Raw genomic sequence first — 18103 nt, 5'->3', positions numbered from 1 at the left:
CCTAGTGGACGGGGGTGAGCAGCGTCCCGGAGTCGAGCCAGCTCCGCAGGTTCGCGAGGGCGAGTTCCGCCATGGCGGCCCGGGTTTCTCGCGTCGCGCTGCCCAAGTGCGGGGCGAGCACCACGCGGTCCAGCCCGAGGAGGGCCTCCGGCACGCGCGGCTCGTGGGCGTAGACGTCGAGCCCCGCCCCGCCCAGCTCGCCGGAGACGAGGGCGGCCACGAGTGCTTCCTCGTCGACGACGGACCCCCGCGCCACGTTCACCAGGAAGCCTTCCGGGCCGAGGAGCGCGAGGGCCTCGGCGTCGACCAGTCCGGCGGAGCCGGGTCCACCGGAGGCCGCCACGACGAGCGTGTCTACCTCGGCCGCGAGTGCGTGCACCGAGCCGTGGAACCGGTACGGGGACCCGGGTACCGGCCGGCGGTTGTGGTAACGGACCTCGCAGCCGAACGCCTTCAGGCGCCGGGCGACCGCGCCTCCGATCCGGCCGAGGCCGAGGATGCCCACGGTCCGGCCCGAGGCCTTGGTGCCCAGGGGGCGGGGTGATCCGGCGGCCCATTCCCCGCGGCGCACGTAGCGGTCGGCGGCCGTGATGCCTCGGTGGACGTCGAGGTAGAGGGCCAGCGCGGTGTCCGCCACGCAGTCCGTGAGCACGTCGGGCGTGTTGCTGACCGCGATGCCCCGTTCCGCCGCCGCCACGATGTCCGTCGAGTCGTAGCCGACCCCGAAGTTCACTATGGCCTCGAGCGCCGGCAGCGAGGCCATCATCCCCGCGTCGACCCCGACCGTCCCGGAGCAGACGGCCACGCGCAGACCGGGCGCGTGGGCAGCCAGCAGCCTGCGGCGCCCGGAGGCGTCGTCGGGCCACCGGACGGCATCGAACTCGCTGGCCAGGACGGCCGACACGGTCGGGTCGACGGGGCCGACCTGGAGGATCCGCGGCGGGGCCGGGGCGGGGGGCGTGGCGGGGGACATGCCGCCAGACTACTGGCCGGCTGCCTCCGCCTGCTCCGCCTCGTCCCGCCCCGTCCAGATCTTCACGGCGGCCCAGCCGACGGCGGTCAGCGGCACGGACAGCACGGCGCCGACGATCCCGCCCAGCACGGTGCCGATGGTCAGGGCGAGCAGAATGACGAGCGCGTGCAGGTTCAGTGCCTGTCCCATGACGACCGGCTGCAGGAAGTTGCCCTCGAGCTGGTTCACGAGGATGACGACGCCGAGCACGATCAGCGCGACGACCGGCCCGTTGGCCACGAGGGCGACGAGCGTGGCCAGGACCCCGGCGATGGTGGCGCCGACGAGCGGGATGAACGACGTGATGAACACCGTGACGGCCAGGGGCAGCGCGAGCGGGACCTGCAGGATCCACAGCGCGATGCCGATGGCGGTGGCGTCGACGGCGGCGACGACCGCCGTGCCGCGGATGTAGCCGCCGAGGGTGTCGACGGTGCGGTCCCCGGTGCGGTGCCACCGCCCCAGCTGGTGCCGGGGGACCCACGAGAGGAAGAACTCCCAGATCCGGTCGCCGTCCTTGAGGAAGAAGAACAGGATCACGAGGAAGAGCGCGAGCCCGGTGAGGAACGTGCCCGCGGCGGACAGCCCCGTGAGCGCGCCCGCGCCGAACTGCGCGCTGGTCAGGTAGTCGGTGACGGCCTTGATGCCCTCGTCGATCTGCTGCTGGCTGATGGCGAACGGCAGGTTCTGCAGCATCGCCTGCAGCTCGTGGAAGCCCTGGACCGCCTGGTCGACCAGCTCGGGCCACTCCGCGCGGACCGAGAACCCGATCGCGGTCCCGATCCCGCCGAGCACGAGCAGCGCCCCGAGGAACACGGTCCAGGCGGCCAGCAGCGGCGACATGGCGCGCCGGGCCAGGCGCACCAGCGGCGCCAGCGCGCAGCCGATGATCAGCGCCAGCAGCAGCGGCAGGACGGCCAGGCTGAGCCGCATCAGCGCCCAGACGAAGGCGCCCGTCAGGAGCAGCACCACGATCAGTTGGACGGCGCGGATGGCGGCCCGGCCCAGCGGGTCCGCCCAGAGGTGCGTGATGCGGCGCGTCTCGAGCGCGGAGCGCCCGGGATCCGGCGGCGGGGGGACCGTGGAGGTGGCGGTTGCGGGGGTCTGCGCCTCGCGGCGCCGGGCGGACCTGCGGATCATGGATCTCCTCGGGTCGGGACTCGGTTCACACTCTAATCCAGCTCCGTCCGCATGCTTTCATGGTGCCGAAGCCCGCAATCTGGAGGATGCACCGCCGATGCCACGCCCGACCGACCCCGCGCCCGCGGCCCGCCCCGCCGTCCTGGTCGCCAGCCCCCTGGAGCCTCGGCTGGTGGACCGGATCCGGGCCGCCGTGCCCGGCGTCGACGTCCTGCACGAGCCCGACCTGGTGCCGGCCGCACGCTTCGCGTCCGACCACGTCGGCATCCCGCCGCGGCTCGGCCCCGCCGGGCTCGAACGCTGGCGCGCGCTCCTCGCCCGCGCCGAGGTCATGTTCGACTTCGACTGGCACGCCCCCGCCGCCTGGCGGGAGAACAGCCCCCGGCTGCGCTGGATCCAGGGCACGTCCGCGGGCGTCGGGGCCCGCGCCCAGGCCGCGGGGCACGCCGCCGGCGAGGTGCGGATCACGACGGCGGCGGGCGTGCACGCGGCCCCGCTGGCTGAATTCGCGCTCGCCGGGCTGCTGCACTTCGTCCGCGGGGTCCCCGGGCTCCTGCGCGACCAGGCGGCCCACCGCTGGGGGAGCGGGAACGTGGACACGCTCCGCGGCCGGAGCGCGCTGGTCGTCGGTGCGGGGAGCATCGGCCGGGAGGTCGCGCGGGTCCTGGATGCGTTCGGGGTCCGCACCGCGGGCACCACCCGCAGCGGCCGGCGCCTCGCGGCCCCCTTCGCGGCCACCGTGCCGCTGGCCGGGCTGGCCGAGTCGGCCGAGCTGGCGGCCGCCGACATCCTCGTCCTCGCCTGCCCCCTGACGCCCGAAACCACGGGGCTCGCGTCCGGGGCGCTGCTGGACCGACTGCCCCGCGGGGCCATGCTCGTGAACCTGTCCCGCGGTCCCGTCCTGGACCAGGACGCGCTGCTCGCCGCGCTGGGGTCGGGGCGGCTGGCCGCGGCGGTCCTGGACGTGGCCGACCCGGAGCCGCTGCCCGCCGGGCACCCGCTGTGGGACGCGCCGAACGTGCTGATCAGCCCGCACAACGCCGCGAACGTGCGGACGGAGAACGACGCCGTCGTCGAGCTGTTCGTGGACAACCTGCGGCGCTACCTGGACAGGCGTCCCCTCCGGAACGAGTACGACCCGGGCCGGGGCTACTGACGGAGGCGGGCGCCGGGCCATGCGCCCCTTAACGGGTGAAGCACCGGCCAACAGCGGAAAAGGAGGCATTCAAACCGCTGCGGCCGGTGCTTCTGATCACTCGCACCTTGAGAAGGTGGTTCCAACCTAGCGGCGGAATCTTGGAGCAACCTGTGCGCCGGTTGGGAGTCCGGTGGGGACCGGCGGGTCAGTAGTTCTCGGGCGGGTCGGACGCGGGGAAGGACTCCTCTTCCCATTCGTCGACCCGGGCGTCGTCGTGGGCGAACCGCAGGGCCACGGCCTCGGCCTCGGCGCGGCTCGCCGCGTCGTCCACGGCGGCCCCGGGCTCCGGCGTCGGCAGGTCCTCGGCGGGCGTGTTGGCGGTCATGGTCTCTCCTCGGTCAGGGGTCCCTGTAGTCCCCAGTCTCACCCCGCCGGGGGGAGAAGTCGAGGGGGCCGTGGACCGGCCGCCGCTGGGCGCGCCGCGCGTTAAAAGCGCGAGCACCGGTCGGGCGGCGTGGGGGGGAGTTGCCGCTAAATCCAACCGGTGCTCGCATCACTCGCACCTTCATGAGGTACACACGAATCTAGGACCCGAACCTGAGGGTTTCCTGAAAAACACCCGCGACCACCGTGTGAATCGCGGCCCCCCGCTATCCCGCGAAGGCGGACAGGCCCGTGATGGAGCGGCCGATGATGAGGGCCTGCACGGTCTCCGTGCCTTCGTAGGTGTGGATCGCCTCGATGTCGGCCAGATGCCGCGCCACCCGGTTCTGGAGCAGGATCCCGTTCCCGCCCAGGAGGTCCCGCGCGTTGCGGGCGATGTCGCGCGCCGTGCGCGTGCACGTGTACTTCGCCAGCGACGCCTGGACCGGCGTGAGCGTCCCGGCCTCCTCGAGGGCGGTCATGTGGCGCACCATGAGCTGCATGGTCGCCAGCTCGGAGTGCATCCGCGCCAGGCGTTCCTGGATGATCTGGCTGGCGGCCAGCGGGCGCCCGAACTGCCGGCGCTGGGCCGCGTACTGGACGGCGGACTCGTAGCAGGCCACGGCATGCCCGACGGCGGACCAGGCGACCCCCAGCCGGGTCGCGAACAGCACTTTCGAGGTGTCCTTGAACGACCGCGCGCCCGGCAGCGCGTCCGCGTCGGGGACGAACACGTTCTCCATGCGGATGTGGGCCTGCCAGATGGCGCGCAGGCTCAGCTTCCCCGGGATGGTCGTGCCCGTGTAGCCCTCCGCGTCCTGCGGGACGATGAACCCGCGGACCGCGCCGTCGTCGTCCCGGGCCCAGACGACGGTGGCGCCGCCCGTCGAGCCGTTGCCGATCCACTTCTTCTCGCCGTTGAGGACCCAGCCCCCGGCCGTGCGGGTCGCCGTCGTCTCCAGGGACACCGAGTCGGACCCGTGCGTCGGCTCGGTGAGCGCGAACGCGCCGAGGACCTCGGCCCGGGCCAGCCGCGGGCCCCAGTGGGCCACCTGCTCGGGGGAGCCGAGGAGGGCGATCGAGCGCAGGGCGAGCCCCGCCTGCACGGCCGCGATGGTGCCGACGGATCCGTCCGCGCGCGAGAGCTCCATGTTCACCAGCCCGGCGGCGAGTCCGCTCATCGCCGGGAAGCCGGGCAGGTCGAGCCCGTCGCGCAGCAGGTCCAGCTCGCCCAGCCGGCGGGCGAGGTCGAAGGGGTAGTCCGCTGCGTCCCAGTGCGCGTCGATGACCGGGCGGACCTCCTCGAGGCTGAAGCGGCGGGCCCGGTCCCAGTAGGCGCGGTCGGCCTCGGGCACGTCCGCGAAGAGGCCCGCGGGGTCGGTGTCGACCTCGCCCCAGAGCTCGTACTCGGGTTCGACGGTCCCCTGCGGGAAGGGGGCGGTGGGCGCTGGCGCGGAGGGGTGCATGGCGGTTCCTTCACTGGACGGTGGCCACCAGCGTATTGGAACCGAGTCCCAATTCCAAGGGACTGAGTCTCAGATCGACGGGGGGAGCGCCCGGTCGACGGCCTCGAGCACGGCGCGCCGGTCGGCTCCGGGCGGCAGGACGACGACGACGGCCGGCGCGGGGACCCCGGCCGCCGGGGCCGCGGCCGCCCCCGCGGCGTCCGGCCCGCCGGGCGCGCCGCCGTCGTCCCCCGCCAGCCGCGGGGCGAACAGCGACGCGAGGGACTCGAGCTGCGAGCGCAGCGCCTCCCGCGGGGCGCCCGCCGGATCGCGCAGCCAGGCGCGCAGGAACGCGTTGTGCACGGCGACCGTCGCCGCCGCCAGGGCCGTCGCCGCGACGCGCGCCGCCGAGTCGTGGCCGGCCCCGTCCAGGCCGTACGCGGTCTCGAGCCCGTGGCGGAAGGCGCGCTCGTAGCGGTGCGTGGTGACCAGTTCGCGGTCGCGCAGGGCGGGCACCTCCCGCAGCAGGCGGTGGCGCAGCAGGGTCGACTCGCCGAGCCCGGCGTGGTGGTCGAACACGGCGAGGGCCGCGTCCACGACCGCGGCCAGCGGGTCCGCGGGGCCCGCCAGGCGGGCCTGGACGTCGGCCAGCACGGCCTCGTGGTCGGCGAAGACCATGCCCTCCTTGGACCCGAAGCGGCGGAAGAACGTGCTGCGCCCCATCCCCGCCGCGGCCGCGAGCTCGTCGACGCTGGTCGTGTCGAAGCCCTGCGCGAGCAGCAGCTCCAGGGCCCCGTCCGGCACGTGCGTGGTCATGGGCGGGGCTCCTTCACGGTCACCGGGTGGGGCGCGGGGGTGGGGGTGCGGAAGCAGAGGGCGACGGCGGCGCCCGCGAGCGCGGCCAGCCCCGGCAGCAGCAGCGACTGGGCCAGGCCCGCGCTGAAGGCGGCGTGCAGGACCTCGGGGACAGCCCGGCCCATGCCCTCGCCCACGCTGCCCGGCTCCGCGGCCGTGTCCGGGGCGGTGCCGGGCGGCAGGGCGGCGAGCACGGCGGCGCTCTCCGCCGCGATGCGGGACTCCATGAGCGCCGCGATGAGCGCCGAGCCCAGCACGGCCCCGACCTGCCGGGTCGTGTTGTACACGCCCGACCCGGCGCCGGCGTTGGCCGGGCCGAGGTCCCGGGTGGCGGTCAGCGAGACGGCCGGCCACACGCAGGCGCTGCCCAGCCCCATGAACGCGGTCGCCGCGACCAGGGGCCACAGCGGCGCCTCTGGCCCGGCCAGCGCGCCGAACGCCAGGATCGACGCGCCGAACAGTGCGAACCCCGGGGCGGCGAGCCACTTCGGGTTCACCCGGTTCACCAGGCGGCCCGCGAACGGGGCGACGACGCCGGCGACCAGGGCCATGGGGGCGATCGCGAGCGCCGCCTGGGTGGGCGTGAGCCCGCGCACGGACTGCAGGTAGAACATGATCGGGATGCTCACGCAGGTGATGGTCACGCCCATGCAGGTGATGGCCACGTTCGCCAGCGAGAAGTTGCGGTCGGCGAACAGGCCGAGGGGAAGCAGCGGCTCGCCCCGGTTGGCGTGCTGCCACGCGACGAACACGCCCAGGAGCACGACTCCGGCGCCGATCAGGTGCCACACGGTCAGCCATCCGGCCATCCGGCCCCAGCCGTAGGCGTTGCCCTCCTGGATGCCGTAGACGATGAGGAACATGGCCCCGGCCGAGAGGAAGACGCCGGGCACGTCGAAGCGGTGGGCGTGCCGCGGCAGCTGCGGGACCCGGTGCGCGACCCGCCAGAACGCAACGACCCCGACGGGCACGTTCACGAAGAAGATCCACTCCCAGCCGAGCGTGTCCACGAGCGCGCCGCCGAGCAGCGGCCCCGCCAGGGTGGCCAGCCCGGCCACGCCGCCCCACACGCCCATCGCCGCACCCCGCCGCTCCGCGGGGAAGAGCCGGGTAATGAAGGTCATCGTCTGCGGCGTCATCAGGGACGCGCCCAGGCCCTGGAGCACGCGGGCGGCGACGAGCCAGCCGATGGTCGGGGCCATCCCGCAGGCCAGGGAGGCGAGCGTGAAGACGGCCAGCCCGGCCAGGTAGAGGTGCTTGGGGCCGAACCGGTCCCCGAGGCGCCCCGTGATCAGCAGCGGCACGGCGAACGACAGGAGGTAGGCGCTGTTGACCCAGATGACCCCGTTGATCCCGGTCTCGAGGGCGCCCATGATGGCGGGCATCGCCGTCGAGACGATCGTCGTGTCCACGAGGATCATGAAGAACCCGATGACCAGGGCCCACAGGGCCCGCCACGCCGCGCGGTCGCGGTGCGGGTCGGGCGGGGCGGTCGCGTTGTTCGTCACCGCACGAGCCTACTGGAGGCCTCAGCCGGTGAGCACGGTGCCCCGGACGCAGGCGAGGGCGCTGCCCGCCACCCAGATCCCGTCCGGCTCCCGGCTGGCCTCCACGAATCCGGAACGGCCCAGCCGCGTCCCCTGCCGCACGGTGTACCGCTCGGGCGCGCGGCCGGAGCCGATCAGCCACTCGGCCAGGCCGGCGTTGAGGCTGCCGGTCACCGGGTCCTCGTCCATCCCGAAGCCCGGGCAAAACGCGCGGACCTCGAAGTCGGCGGGGGCGTCCGGGCCCTGGTGGGGGCCCACGACGCCGACCTCGAGCCCGGACAGGGCGGCGAAGTCCGGCTCGAGCGCCAGCACGGCGTCCGCGTCGGCCAGCAGCAGGCCGGCCCAGAGCGGGCCGTTGGCGACCCACTGGTGGTCGACGACGTCGCCGCGGCCCAGCCCGAGGCCGCGCAGCGCCGCCTCCAGGAGCCCGGGCTCCAGCGGGCCGGTGCGCACGAGCGGCGGCGCCTTGAGCGCCAGCCGTCGGGCCCCGCCGGGACCGGGTTCGCCGGCCCGCACCTCGACCAGGCCGGCCCCGCACTCCTGGACGAGGGTCCCCGGGCGGGCCGGGGTCCCGCCGGCGTCGAGCCACGCGTGGGCGGCGCCCAGCGTGGGGTGTCCGGCGAAGGGCAACTCAGTCTCCGTCGTGAAGATCCGCACGCGGTAGTCGGCGCCCGGTTGCGTCGGCGGCAGCAGGAACGCGGTCTCCGACAGGTTGGTCCAGGCCGCGAACCGTGCCATCTGCGCGGTGTCCATTCCGTCCGCGTCCACGACCACGGCCAAGGCGTTGCCGAGGTAGGGCGTGTCGGTGAAGACGTCGATTTCCGCGTAGGGCCTGGTCGTCATGGCGCTATCGTGCCACGGCCGGGGCGCGGGAACGCACGGAACCCGCGGCCGCGGCCGCGGGTTCCGGGGGTGTCGCTGGCGGGCGGCGGCGCCTACCAGCGGTGGGCGACGTCGACGACGAGGCGCGAGCCGGTGCCCGGGCCGTCGAGGGCGAAGACGCGGAACGGCAAGCGGGCGCGCACGCCGAGGCCGAAGGACGTCTGCCCCTCGAAGCTGCCGAGGTACGCCGCCTGGCGGAAGGTCCGGAATCCGTCGACGTTGACGATCCGGTTCCGGTTGGCGGGGGCGTAGGTCGGTTGCCCGGAGGACGTATAGGCGGGGGCCCGGACGACGATCTGCAGGTCGGCGGCGCCGGCGAGCGGGACGCGGCGGCCCTCGCCCTCCGTGAACACCGCATCGACGTAGCGGACGTCGTAGCCCCTGACATCGCCGCGCAGGTCGACGACGAAACGGTCGAAACACGCGTGCCGGCCGACGCGGACGTCGGTGACGCGGGCCGTGGACATCGCGGCGCGGGACTCCGCGAGCGATCCCCAGTAGATGCCGCAGTAGGGCGCGGCCTGGGCCGGGGACAGCGGCGCGAGCGTGGCGCCCGCAGCCAACAGTGCCCCGGCGAGGCCCAGCTTCAGGGCCTTCATGGTGGTTCATCTCCCCAAGACGGTGGACGGGTGGTTCGATCCATGATCCGCCTCGGAGGGGGCCGCAAACAGGGGTTTCCACGGTTGCGGCGCAAGTGTTATCGCCGGGGGCGGGCAGCCGGCCGGGAGACGCGGGACAGGGACGAAACGGCGACGGCGCGGTCACGGCGTGGGGCCGGGCCCGCCCGGAGGTCACGGCCCGGGAGGCACGCCCCGGCGCGGCAGCGTTTGGCGCGGGCCCCCGTACGGGTGGAACGATGGGAGCCATGGTCCGCTTAGCCGCCAACGACAGCCTCTCCAAGATCACCCAGCCCCTGGACGGCCTCACCGACGAGACGAACTCCCTGCCGGAGTTCGTCCAGCCCCTCGTGGGCGTGGGAATCGCCGTCGTGTTCGCCGCCGTCGTCACGCTCGTGCTCGCCCTGGTGGGCAACCGCCTGCTCCGCGGCCGGCCCCTCCTGCGCGGGGACCTCGCGAAGGCCCGGGTCCCGTTCTTCCTCGTCCTGGCGATCGCGGGCTCCATCAGCGCGCTGCGCGCCGTCGCCGACGACGCGGACTGGCATGGTGCCGTGAACTTCCTCCTGCTGGTGGCGCTCATCGGCAGCCTCGCGTGGCTGGTGACCCGACTGCTGCTGCTCGTCGAGTCGGCGCTGCTGGCCAAGTACCGGTCGAACCTGCCCGATGCGCGGCGCCTCGCCAAGATGCGCACGCAGGTGACGCTTCTGCGCCGGGTGGTCTCTGCCGTCGTGCTGACGCTGGCGGTCGCGGCGATCCTGCTGCTGATCCCGCAGGTCCGGGCGCTCGGCGCCGGGCTCCTGGCCTCGGCGGGCCTCGTGTCGGTCGTGGCCGGCCTCGCCGTGCAGGGGACCCTGTCCAACGTGTTCGCGGGGCTGCAGATCGCCTTCACCGACGCCATCCGGGTCGACGACACCGTCTTCGTCGAGGGCCAGCGCGGCACCGTCGAGGAGATCACGCTGACCTACGTCGTGATCGCGACGTGGGACGAGCGCCGGCTGATCATGCCCTCCACGTACTTCACCACCCTCCCGTTCGAGAACTGGTCGCGCGGCACGGAGAACCTCGGCGGGTTCTTCACCCTGCAGCTGAACTGGACCGCCCCCGTGGACGCCATCCGCGCCGAGACCACGCGGCTGCTGGAGGCCAGCGAGCTGTGGGACAAGCAGGAGAACGACGTGTCCGTCACCGACGCCGTCGGGGGCACGATGACGCTCACCGTGATCCTCAGTGCGCGCAACGCCGGGGACCTCGTTGGCGTGAAGAACGAGGTCCGCGAGGGGCTCGTCGCCTGGCTCCGCGAGCACCAGCCGGACGCCCTGCCGGACCCGCTGCTGCGCCAGCAGCCGACGGCGTAGGCCGGCCGCGCACGCCAGCGCCGCACTGCGGCCGGAATCCGCCGCCGGGGCGCCTTGGGGCGCCCGCGGCTACAGGTGCAGCGCCGCCGGGCCGTAGTCGGCGCGGCGTGCGGCGGCCGCGGCGGCGGCCTGCGTGCGGCGGCGCAACACGTCCACGAGCTGGCCCGCCTTGGCGACGAGGTCGGCGATCTGCGCGTCGTCACGGTCCACCCAGCGGGCCTTCGGTTCGGCGTGCACCGGCACGAAGTCGCGGTGCTCCTCCCAGACCACGAGCGTGCGCTCGGCCCCGATGACGTACTGCTGCCACCAGACCTGGCGCAGGTAGTGGCGGGGGATGGAGCGCCACGGCTTGTTGGTCGTCTTGATCTCCGCCAGCTCCACCCGCCCGTCCGGGCGCACGGCCAGGCCATCGGGCGTCGCGAGGTGCAGGCGCTCGCGCTCGGCGTGGAAGAGCAGCGTGCTGGGGACGATGCCGTGTTCGGCGCTGACCCAGGCCGCGATGACCGGCTCGCGGGCGCGCCCGTGCTCCGTGTACGGGTTGCCGCCGAAGCCGCTACCATGCAGCTTGGAGTGCGCCGCGGCCTCGATGCTGCGCGGCGTGGAGAGCTTCGCGACGTCCGTGGCGGTGATCCCCCGCGAGCGGGCCCGCAGCCATCCCACCCGGTCCGACGAGTCCGCGAGGATGCGGGACAGGCAGGGCGCGGCGGGGGAGGTCACCGGACCATTCTGCCCCGTCCGGGCGCCTCCGGTGCGCACCGCGGGGGCGTGCCGCGGGCCTCAGGCGAAGTAGACGCCGATCCGCTGGCCGTCGATCTCCTCGATGCGGATGTCGATGTCGTAGATGTCGCGCAGGACGTCGGGGCGCATGATCTCCCCCGGCGTCCCCTGGTGGAGCAGCCGCCCGCCGCGCATGGCGAGAATCGTGTCCGAGTAGCAGGACGCGAAGTTGATGTCGTGGATGACGACCACCACGGTCTTGCCGGTCTCGTCCGCAAGCCGCCGGATCAGCCGCATCGTCTCCACGGAGTGGCGCATGTCCAGGTTGTTGAGGGGCTCGTCCAGGAGCAGGTACTCGGTGTCCTGGGCCAGGACCATGGCGATGAACGCGCGCTGGCGCTGGCCCCCCGAGAGCTCGTCGAGGTAGCGCCCGGACAGCGCCGCCAGGCCCAACTGGTCCAGCGCGGCCTCGATGTGTTCCCGGTCCGCCGCCGTCGGCCGGCCCCCGGAGTGCGGGAAGCGCCCGAAGCCGACGAGGTCACGCACGGTCAGGCGCAGCGGCAGGTGGTTGTCCTGGCGCAGGATCGCGAGCCGGGTGGCCAGCTCGCGGCTCGGCGTGGAGGCCACATCCAGGCCGCCCACGCTGACGCTGCCCCCGTCCAGGGGCTGCAGGCGGGAGACCATCCCCAGGAGCGTGGACTTGCCGGCGCCGTTGGGACCGATGATGGAGGCCACCCCGCCGCGGGGGATCTCGGTGGTGACGGAGTCCACGACGCGGGCGGCGCCGTAGGTCTTCGTGGCGCCGTCGATGCGGATCACTTCAGGGAACCCTTCAGCAGCAGGAACAGGAACAGCAGGCCGCCGGCGAACTCGATGACGATGCTCAGGGCCGTGGCGAAGCCGAAGACGTGCTCGAGGACGAGCTGCCCGGCGACCAGGGCGATCGTGCCCAGCAGCGCCGTGGTCGGCAGCAGCCACCGGTGCGTGAACGTGCGGCACAGCTGGTAGCCGAGGCTGGCCACGAGCAGGCCGAAGAACGTCACCGGGCCCACCAGGGCGGTCGAGACGGCGACCAGCACGGCGCAGAGCACCAGGACGACGGTGACGCAGCGGCGGTGGTCGATGCCCAGGTTCACGGCCGTGTCCCGGCCCAGGGCGAGCACGTCGAGCGTGTGCCGCATGCGCCAGGCGACGGCCGCGGCGGCGGCCACGATCGCCGCGGAGAGGCCGAGCAGCGTGGGGTCCACGTGGTTGAACGAGGCGAAGAACAGGTCCTGGAGGATGATGAACTCGCTGGGGTCCATGAGCCGCTGGAGCAGGGACGCGGTCCCGCGGAAGAGCGTGCCGAGGACGATCCCGACGAGCAGGACCAGGTGCAGCGAGCCGGTCCCGCCGGTGAACAGCCACCGGTAGAGCAACATCGAGAACGCGACCATCAGGACGACCTCAAGCGCGAAGGACGCGGCCGGCGGCGTGGAGACGACGCGGGCGGCCCCCAGCCCGAACACGAGGACGGTCTGGATCAGCAGGTACAGCGCGTCGAAGCCCATGATCGAGGGCGTGAGGATCCGGTTCGCGGTGACCGTCTGGAACATCACGGTAGACAGCCCGACGGCGGCCGCGACCAGGACCATGGCGGCGACCTTCGTGCCGCGCAGCGGCAGGACGTAGGACAGGTTGCCCTGGAGGCCGACGGTCAGGAACGCGGCGACGGCCGCGAGCGCGAGCGCGCCCAGCAGCGCCGTCGTGGCCGCGGGGGAGGGCCGGCGCCGCGACCCGGGAGCTTGCCGGGCGGCGGAGACGGGGGCGGGGCTAGCCACGCCGGGCCGCCTTGAGCAGCATCGCCAGGAATGCCGCCGCGCCGAGGACCGCCATGACCATCCCGACGGGGACCTCGTACGGATAGCGGATGGTCCGGCCCAGGATGTCGCACACCAGCACCAGGCCGGCGCCGAAGACCGCCGTCCACGGCACGGCCGCCCGCAGGTGGTCCCCGAAGAGCCGGGAGACGAGGTTCGGCACGACGAGTCCGAGGAACGGCAGTGCGCCGACCGTCGTGACGACGACGGCGGAGATCAGGGCGACGATGACCAGGCCGAGCCGCAGCGTCGCCCGGTAGTCGAGGCCGAGGTTGGTGGTGAAGTCCGCCCCCATGCCGGCGACCGTGAAGCGGTCCGCGGCGAGGTAGCCGACGAGCGTGAGCGCCGCGACGACCCACAGCAGCTCGTAGCGGCCGCGCAGGACCCCCGAGAAGTCGCCGACCAGCCAGGCGTTGAGCGTCTGGAGCAGGTCGTGGCGGTAGGCGAAGAACGTGGCGACGGCGGAGACGACGCCGCCGAGCATGATGCCGACCAGCGGCACCAGCAGGGTGTTGCGGGCGGGCAGGCGGTTCAGGATCGCGATGAAGACCGCCGTGCCGGCCACGGCGAACGCGCTGGCGACGCCCATCTTCGCGAGGAGGGGGGCCGCGGGGGCGAGCACCGTGACGGCCAGGATGCCCAGCGTCGCGGACTCGACCGTTCCCACCATGGACGGCTCCACGAACCGGTTGCGAGCCATCAGCTGCATGACTAGTCCGGAGACGGCGACGGCCATGCCGGCCAGGACCACGGCCAGGGTGCGCGGGACGCGGGAGACCCACAGGAGGTCCCAGGCCGCAGCGTCGCCGGCCAGCAGGTCGGGCAGGGCGACGTCGGAGACGCCCACGAACATGCTGGCTGCGGCCAGCACCAGCACCGCGGCCGCCGCCCCCGGCAGCGCGAGGCGGCCGCGGAGCCCCGCGGCGGACAGGCGGACGGCCGCCGCGGGGGTTTCCGCGGCGGCCGTGCCGGTGGCGGCGGGTGCGCTCATGGGTGGGGCGCCGGGCTAGAGGGCCGCGGCGACGTCGCCGACCATCGCCTCGACGTTGTTCAGGCCGTAGCCGACCAGGTACCAGGACCCGGGGTCGAGCATGACGACCTTGTCGTTCTTCGCGGCGGCGGTGGACGCGACGAGCTCGTTGTCCAGCACGGCCCGCGCCGCCTGGCCGCCTTCGGTGCCGATGGCCGCGTCGCGGTCGATCACGTAGAGCAGGTCGGGGTCGGTCTCCTGGATGAACTCGAAGGAGACGGCCTCGCCGTGCGACCCCTCGGACTCGACGTCGGCGGCCGGCTTCAGTGCGAGCACGTCGTGCACGATCCCGAAGCGCGAGCCGGCGCCGTACGCGGTGACCTTGCCGCCCGAGGTCAGCACGACGAGGGCCCCGCCGGCGTCGGCGGCCTGCGCCCGCACGCCGTCGATCTGCTCCCCGATGCCCTCGAGCAGGCCGGCGGCCTTCTCCTCCTGCCCGAAGATGCGGCCCAGCGTCTCGGCCTGCTCCGTGAAGGAAGCCATGGGGTCCGCCTGGTCGACGCTCAGGTCGATGGTCGGCGCGATCCTGCTCAGCTCGCCGTAGGCGCCGGCGGTGCGGTCCGAGATGATGATCAGGTCCGGGGCCCCGGCTGCGATCGCCTCGAAGTCCGGCTCCTTCATGGACCCGATCTTCGCGTAGTCCGCGCCGGAGTACTTGGCCAGGGACCCGGGGAACCGCGCCTCGGGGACGCCGTCGGCCTCTTCGCCCAGGGCCTCCATGCTGTCGAGGACGCCCAGGTCGAAGGTGTAGACCGTCTCCGGGTCCACCGGGACCTCGGTCGAGCCCTGCGCGTGCTCGACGGCGATGGTCTCGCCGGCCTCGGCGTCGGCGCCGGCGTTCCCGCCGCAGGCGGTCGTGGCGAGGAGGGCGGCGGCCGCGGCGGCGGTGCCGAGCACGGAGCGCAGGGGCGTCTTCACGGGATCTCCGATCCTAGGGCCCCGGAACGGGGCGGACTCAAGGGGGCGTCATTAGCGAACAAGCAGGTTTCGTAAATCGGCTGTGCTTTCTGAAGCTATAGCAAGGCAAACCTAAGTCGCAAACCGTGTCGGCGGGCCGGAGCGAGCGCCCGGAACGGGCCCCGGGGGGCGCCCGGAACGGGCCGGCGGGGCGGCGCGGAACGGGTCGGCGCGGGCGTCAGCCGCGGCGGGTGAGGCGCTCGACCACGCGGTCCGGCAGGACGCGGGCCGCGGTGACGGCCGCCCGGTAGCGCAGCGTCGGGATGCACACGGCCCGCCCGCGGTCGGCCGCGTCGAGGGCGGCCGCCACCACCGGTGCGGGATCGAGCCACATCGGCGCCGGGATGCCCCGCGTGTCCATCCCCATGCGGGCGTGGAACTCGGTGCGGACCAGGCCCGGGCACACGGCCGTCGTCGTGATCCCGGAGGGGCCGTAGTAGGCGTTGGCCCAGCGGCTGAAGTTCACGATCAGCGCCTTGGCCGCCGAATACGTGCCCCGCGGAGTGAAGGCCGCGACGGAGGCGACGTTGATCACGGCCCCGCCACCGGCCCGGCCCATGGCCCGCAGGGCCGCGTGGGACAGGGCGAGCGGCACCTCGGTGTGGATCCGCAGCAGCGCCCGCTCGTCCTCCCAGGGATTGTCCGCGAAGTGCCCGCCCAGCCCGTGGCCGGCGTTGTTGACCAGGAGCCCGACGGGCCGCAGCGGGTCCGCGAGGCGGCCGGTGACGGCGGCCACGCCGTCGTCCGTGGACAGGTCCGCGGCAAGGGTCTCGACGGCCGCGCCGGACGCGGCCCGCAGCGCCGCCGCCGCGGCCTCGAGCCGGGACGGGGTCCGCGCGACGAGGACCAGGGGCCAGCCGGCCGCCGCCAACTGGCGGGCGAACTCGGCGCCCAGCCCCGCCGTCGCGCCGGTGACCAGGGCGAACGGCACCGGGCCGTCCGGGGTGCGCTTCGGGCGGGGGAGCCTGGGGGTGCGGCGCGGGCGCGGGGGGAGTGCCATGCGCCGACTGTAGCGGCGGACGCGGCGCGTCACATTACGCGTCGTCTGCGTTGCGTAATTGTGGTCACTAAGGCTAACCTCACCAAGGCGCCACCCCGTTGACCCCGGGCCGACCGACCGTTCCGGCCCGCCCGATACCCGAAGGAAACCCATGGAATTCACCCGCCGGACCGGCCTGCTCGCCGCGGCCGCCGCCGCCGTCCTCGCCGTCTCCGCCTGTGGGGGCACGGCCGACGGCGAAGCCGCCCCGGGCGCCTCCAGCGCCTCCGCCTCCGGGGCCTTCCCGGTCACCGTCGAGCACATCTACGGCGAAACGACGATCGAGGAGCAGCCGCAGCGCGTGGCCACGATCTCGTGGGTCAACGCCGACGTCGCGCTGGCCCTCGACACCGTCCCGGTCGGCATGGCCCTGGACACGTGGGGCGCCAACAAGAACGGCTCGACCGACTGGAAGGACGCCAAGCTCGAGGAGCTGGACGCCCCGATCGGTTCCGACCAGGCCCCGGTCCAGTACGACGAGACCGACGGCGTCGACTTCGAGGCGATCGCGAAGCTCTCCCCGGACGTCATCCTGGCCGCCTACTCCGGCCTGACCCAGGAGGACTACGACAAGCTGAGCAAGATCGCGCCGGTCGTCGGCCCGGTGGCCCCGAACTACACGGCCTCCTGGCAGGACGCCACCACCACGATCGGCAAGGCCCTCGGCAAGTCCGAGCAGGCCGCGCAGGTCGTCGAGGAGGTCGAGGGCACCGTGGCCGAGGCCGCCGAGGCGAACCCGGCCCTCAAGGGCACGACGTTCATCGCGGGCAGCGTCAGCCCGCAGCCGCCGATCTACGTCTACGCCGGCGAGGACAACCGTCCGCGCTTCCTGACCGCGCTCGGCATGAAGCAGGCCCCGGTCGTGGACCAGAAGGCCAAGGAGGGCGAGTTCTACCTCGAGTGGGCGCCCGAGAACGCCGACCAGCTCAAGTCCGACATCTTCTTCACCCCGTTCGACACCATGAGCGCGGCGAAGATCAAGGCCGACCCGCTGTACGGGCAGATCCCCGCCGTCAAGAACGGCGGCCTGGTCGGCACGGCGGACCAGCAGACCATCCTGTCCATCTCCGCCGCCAGCCCGCTGAGCGTGCCGTGGGCCGTCGAGCACTTCGTCCCGGAGATCGCCAAGGCGGCGGAGGCCGTGTCCTAGCCGTGCGCGACCGCGGCCCCGGCCCCCGGGCCGGAACGTCAGCGCTCCGTGGCCCCCAGCAGGTACTCCAGCTGGGCGGCCACGGAGCGCTCTGCCGCACCCCGGACCGACGGGTCGACGTCCGCGTACACGCGGTCCGTGACCTCCGCGACCCCGGGCACGTGGTCCGCCCCGGCGTCCCGGGCGATCGCGGCCAGGGCGGCCCGGACCTGGTCCAGTCGCTCCCGCCGGTGCGCGGCGTACTGGGCCACGACGGCGGAGAGGTCCGGCAGCACGGGGCCGTGGGCCGGCAGCAGGACGGCCGGGCCGAACCCGGCCAGCGTCTCGAGGCTGCCGAGGTAGTCGCCGAGGCGCCCGTCGGGGGAGTCCAGGATCGTCGTCCCGCGGCCCAGGACGGTGTCGCCGGTGGCCATGGCCCCGTGCGGCCCGTCGTGCGGCAGGAAGACGGAGACCGAGTCGGACGTGTGCCCGGGGGTGGCCAGCACCCAGAGCTCCAGCCCGGCGGCCCGGACCACCTCGCGCCCGGACAGCGGCAGGTCCCCGGCCGGCGGCGGACCGCCCAGCAGCGGCTCCGCGTCCCGGCAGAACTCCGGCAGCACCGCCCGGACCGGGGCGCCGGTGGCGCGGTGGAGCGCGTCGATCCCGGCCGTGTGGTCGGGGTGCCGGTGCGTCACGATGACCAGGCGGACCGTGCCGGCGGCCGCGAGGCGCGCGACGTGCCCCGGATCGTCCGGCCCCGGGTCCACGACGACCGTCTCCGTGGAGCCCGGGAAGCGCAGCACGTAGGTATTGGTGCCGTCCAGGGTCATGGGGCCCGGGTTGGGCGCCGTCAGGACGGACGCGAACGCGGACACGGGCTCTGGCTCCGGGCCGCGGTACGGGCCGGGACTCGTCGGGGCTGGCATGGCGCCAGTCTAGGGCGGACCGGCACACGATG

General features: G+C 73.9%; 18 protein-coding genes. 3 read left to right on the top strand and 15 right to left on the bottom strand.

Features of this window, described 5'->3' with window-relative positions; translation table 11 throughout:
• Position 1 precedes the first annotated feature (1 nt).
• Complete coding sequence (locus AC1Q5D_RS00995; protein ID WP_481736689.1) at positions 2 to 973, bottom strand: 2-hydroxyacid dehydrogenase; 972 nt, start codon at positions 971 to 973, stop codon at positions 2 to 4.
• A gap of 9 nt (positions 974 to 982) precedes the next feature.
• Complete coding sequence (locus AC1Q5D_RS00990) at positions 983 to 2152, bottom strand: AI-2E family transporter (RefSeq protein WP_481736688.1); 1170 nt, start codon at positions 2150 to 2152, stop codon at positions 983 to 985.
• 97 nt (positions 2153 to 2249) lie between these two features.
• Between AC1Q5D_RS00990 and AC1Q5D_RS00985 the strand changes: the two genes are divergently transcribed.
• Positions 2250 to 3308, top strand: coding sequence for a D-2-hydroxyacid dehydrogenase (locus AC1Q5D_RS00985; RefSeq protein ID WP_481736687.1), 1059 nt, complete (start codon positions 2250 to 2252; stop codon positions 3306 to 3308).
• A gap of 187 nt (positions 3309 to 3495) precedes the next feature.
• On the opposite strand, the gene AC1Q5D_RS00980 is transcribed toward AC1Q5D_RS00985, so the two are convergent.
• The 6 genes from AC1Q5D_RS00980 to AC1Q5D_RS00955 form a co-directional block, all read right to left on the bottom strand.
• A complete protein-coding gene (locus tag AC1Q5D_RS00980; RefSeq protein ID WP_481736686.1) occupies positions 3496 to 3675 on the bottom strand; it encodes a hypothetical protein in 180 nt (59 codons plus the stop codon).
• 265 nt (positions 3676 to 3940) lie between these two features.
• Complete coding sequence (locus AC1Q5D_RS00975) at positions 3941 to 5179, bottom strand: acyl-CoA dehydrogenase family protein (RefSeq protein WP_481736685.1); 1239 nt, start codon at positions 5177 to 5179, stop codon at positions 3941 to 3943.
• A gap of 69 nt (positions 5180 to 5248) precedes the next feature.
• On the bottom strand, positions 5249 to 5974 hold the full coding sequence (locus AC1Q5D_RS00970) for a TetR/AcrR family transcriptional regulator (protein WP_481736684.1): 726 nt from the start codon (positions 5972 to 5974) through the stop codon (positions 5249 to 5251).
• Positions 5971 to 7521, bottom strand: coding sequence for an MDR family MFS transporter (locus AC1Q5D_RS00965; RefSeq protein ID WP_481736683.1), 1551 nt, complete (start codon positions 7519 to 7521; stop codon positions 5971 to 5973). Before AC1Q5D_RS00965 ends, AC1Q5D_RS00970 begins: the two co-directional genes overlap by 4 nt.
• Positions 7522 to 7542: 21 nt before the next feature.
• Positions 7543 to 8403, bottom strand: coding sequence for a PhzF family phenazine biosynthesis protein (locus AC1Q5D_RS00960; RefSeq protein ID WP_481736682.1), 861 nt, complete (start codon positions 8401 to 8403; stop codon positions 7543 to 7545).
• 92 nt (positions 8404 to 8495) lie between these two features.
• Positions 8496 to 9041, bottom strand: coding sequence for an AMIN-like domain-containing (lipo)protein (locus AC1Q5D_RS00955; protein WP_481736681.1), 546 nt, complete (start codon positions 9039 to 9041; stop codon positions 8496 to 8498).
• A gap of 266 nt (positions 9042 to 9307) precedes the next feature.
• On the opposite strand from AC1Q5D_RS00955, the gene AC1Q5D_RS00950 reads away from it, so the two are divergent.
• Positions 9308 to 10414 carry a mechanosensitive ion channel family protein gene (locus AC1Q5D_RS00950; RefSeq protein ID WP_481736680.1) on the top strand — a complete coding sequence of 369 codons (1107 nt, stop codon included), beginning with the start codon at positions 9308 to 9310 and terminating at the stop codon, positions 10412 to 10414.
• Positions 10415 to 10483: 69 nt separating this feature from the next.
• Here the strand turns inward: AC1Q5D_RS00950 and AC1Q5D_RS00945 are convergent, their stop codons facing one another.
• The 6 genes from AC1Q5D_RS00945 to AC1Q5D_RS00920 form a co-directional block, all read right to left on the bottom strand.
• Complete coding sequence (locus tag AC1Q5D_RS00945) at positions 10484 to 11131, bottom strand: YqaJ viral recombinase family protein (RefSeq protein WP_481736679.1); 648 nt, start codon at positions 11129 to 11131, stop codon at positions 10484 to 10486.
• Positions 11132 to 11191: 60 nt separating this feature from the next.
• Complete coding sequence (locus AC1Q5D_RS00940) at positions 11192 to 11950, bottom strand: iron ABC transporter ATP-binding protein (RefSeq protein ID WP_481736678.1); 759 nt, start codon at positions 11948 to 11950, stop codon at positions 11192 to 11194.
• Positions 11947 to 12951: an iron chelate uptake ABC transporter family permease subunit gene (locus AC1Q5D_RS00935; RefSeq protein WP_481736677.1), complete on the bottom strand. Its 1005-nt coding sequence runs from the start codon at positions 12949 to 12951 to the stop codon at positions 11947 to 11949. The genes AC1Q5D_RS00940 and AC1Q5D_RS00935 overlap by 4 nt, the downstream gene beginning before the upstream one ends.
• Positions 12944 to 13981 (bottom strand): ABC transporter permease, encoded by a 1038-nt coding sequence (locus AC1Q5D_RS00930; protein ID WP_481736676.1) that lies wholly within the window; start codon positions 13979 to 13981, stop codon positions 12944 to 12946. Before AC1Q5D_RS00930 ends, AC1Q5D_RS00935 begins: the two co-directional genes overlap by 8 nt.
• Before the next feature lie 15 nt (positions 13982 to 13996).
• On the bottom strand, positions 13997 to 14938 hold the full coding sequence (locus tag AC1Q5D_RS00925; protein WP_481736675.1) for a siderophore ABC transporter substrate-binding protein: 942 nt from the start codon (positions 14936 to 14938) through the stop codon (positions 13997 to 13999).
• 217 nt (positions 14939 to 15155) lie between these two features.
• Positions 15156 to 15977, bottom strand: a complete 822-nt coding sequence (locus AC1Q5D_RS00920) for an SDR family NAD(P)-dependent oxidoreductase (protein ID WP_481736674.1) — start codon at positions 15975 to 15977, stop codon at positions 15156 to 15158.
• A 151-nt stretch (positions 15978 to 16128) separates the two neighbouring features.
• On the opposite strand from AC1Q5D_RS00920, the gene AC1Q5D_RS00915 reads away from it, so the two are divergent.
• Positions 16129 to 17166 carry an iron-siderophore ABC transporter substrate-binding protein gene (locus AC1Q5D_RS00915; protein ID WP_481736673.1) on the top strand — a complete coding sequence of 346 codons (1038 nt, stop codon included), beginning with the start codon at positions 16129 to 16131 and terminating at the stop codon, positions 17164 to 17166.
• A gap of 38 nt (positions 17167 to 17204) precedes the next feature.
• On the opposite strand, the gene AC1Q5D_RS00910 is transcribed toward AC1Q5D_RS00915, so the two are convergent.
• Positions 17205 to 18071 (bottom strand): MBL fold metallo-hydrolase, encoded by an 867-nt coding sequence (locus AC1Q5D_RS00910; RefSeq protein WP_481736672.1) that lies wholly within the window; start codon positions 18069 to 18071, stop codon positions 17205 to 17207.
• Positions 18072 to 18103 lie beyond the last annotated feature (32 nt).

The sequence above is a fragment of the Arthrobacter paludis genome, from assembly GCF_056782315.1.
The sequence above is the reverse complement of the archived record's forward strand: the minus strand, read 5'-3'. Positions and strand labels throughout refer to the sequence as shown.

Coding starts and splice junctions, on each gene's coding strand:
- AC1Q5D_RS00995 (WP_481736689.1), bottom strand. CDS start 973: ATGTCCCCCGCCACGCCCCCCGCCCCGGCCCCGCCGCGGATCCTCCAG.
- AC1Q5D_RS00990 (WP_481736688.1), bottom strand. CDS start 2,152: ATGATCCGCAGGTCCGCCCGGCGCCGCGAGGCGCAGACCCCCGCAACC.
- AC1Q5D_RS00985 (WP_481736687.1), top strand. CDS start 2,250: ATGCCACGCCCGACCGACCCCGCGCCCGCGGCCCGCCCCGCCGTCCTG.
- AC1Q5D_RS00980 (WP_481736686.1), bottom strand. CDS start 3,675: ATGACCGCCAACACGCCCGCCGAGGACCTGCCGACGCCGGAGCCCGGG.
- AC1Q5D_RS00975 (WP_481736685.1), bottom strand. CDS start 5,179: ATGCACCCCTCCGCGCCAGCGCCCACCGCCCCCTTCCCGCAGGGGACC.
- AC1Q5D_RS00970 (WP_481736684.1), bottom strand. CDS start 5,974: ATGACCACGCACGTGCCGGACGGGGCCCTGGAGCTGCTGCTCGCGCAG.
- AC1Q5D_RS00960 (WP_481736682.1), bottom strand. CDS start 8,403: ATGACGACCAGGCCCTACGCGGAAATCGACGTCTTCACCGACACGCCC.
- AC1Q5D_RS00955 (WP_481736681.1), bottom strand. CDS start 9,041: ATGAAGGCCCTGAAGCTGGGCCTCGCCGGGGCACTGTTGGCTGCGGGC.
- AC1Q5D_RS00950 (WP_481736680.1), top strand. CDS start 9,308: ATGGTCCGCTTAGCCGCCAACGACAGCCTCTCCAAGATCACCCAGCCC.
- AC1Q5D_RS00930 (WP_481736676.1), bottom strand. CDS start 13,981: ATGAGCGCACCCGCCGCCACCGGCACGGCCGCCGCGGAAACCCCCGCG.
- AC1Q5D_RS00920 (WP_481736674.1), bottom strand. CDS start 15,977: ATGGCACTCCCCCCGCGCCCGCGCCGCACCCCCAGGCTCCCCCGCCCG.
- AC1Q5D_RS00915 (WP_481736673.1), top strand. CDS start 16,129: ATGGAATTCACCCGCCGGACCGGCCTGCTCGCCGCGGCCGCCGCCGCC.
- AC1Q5D_RS00910 (WP_481736672.1), bottom strand. CDS start 18,071: ATGCCAGCCCCGACGAGTCCCGGCCCGTACCGCGGCCCGGAGCCAGAG.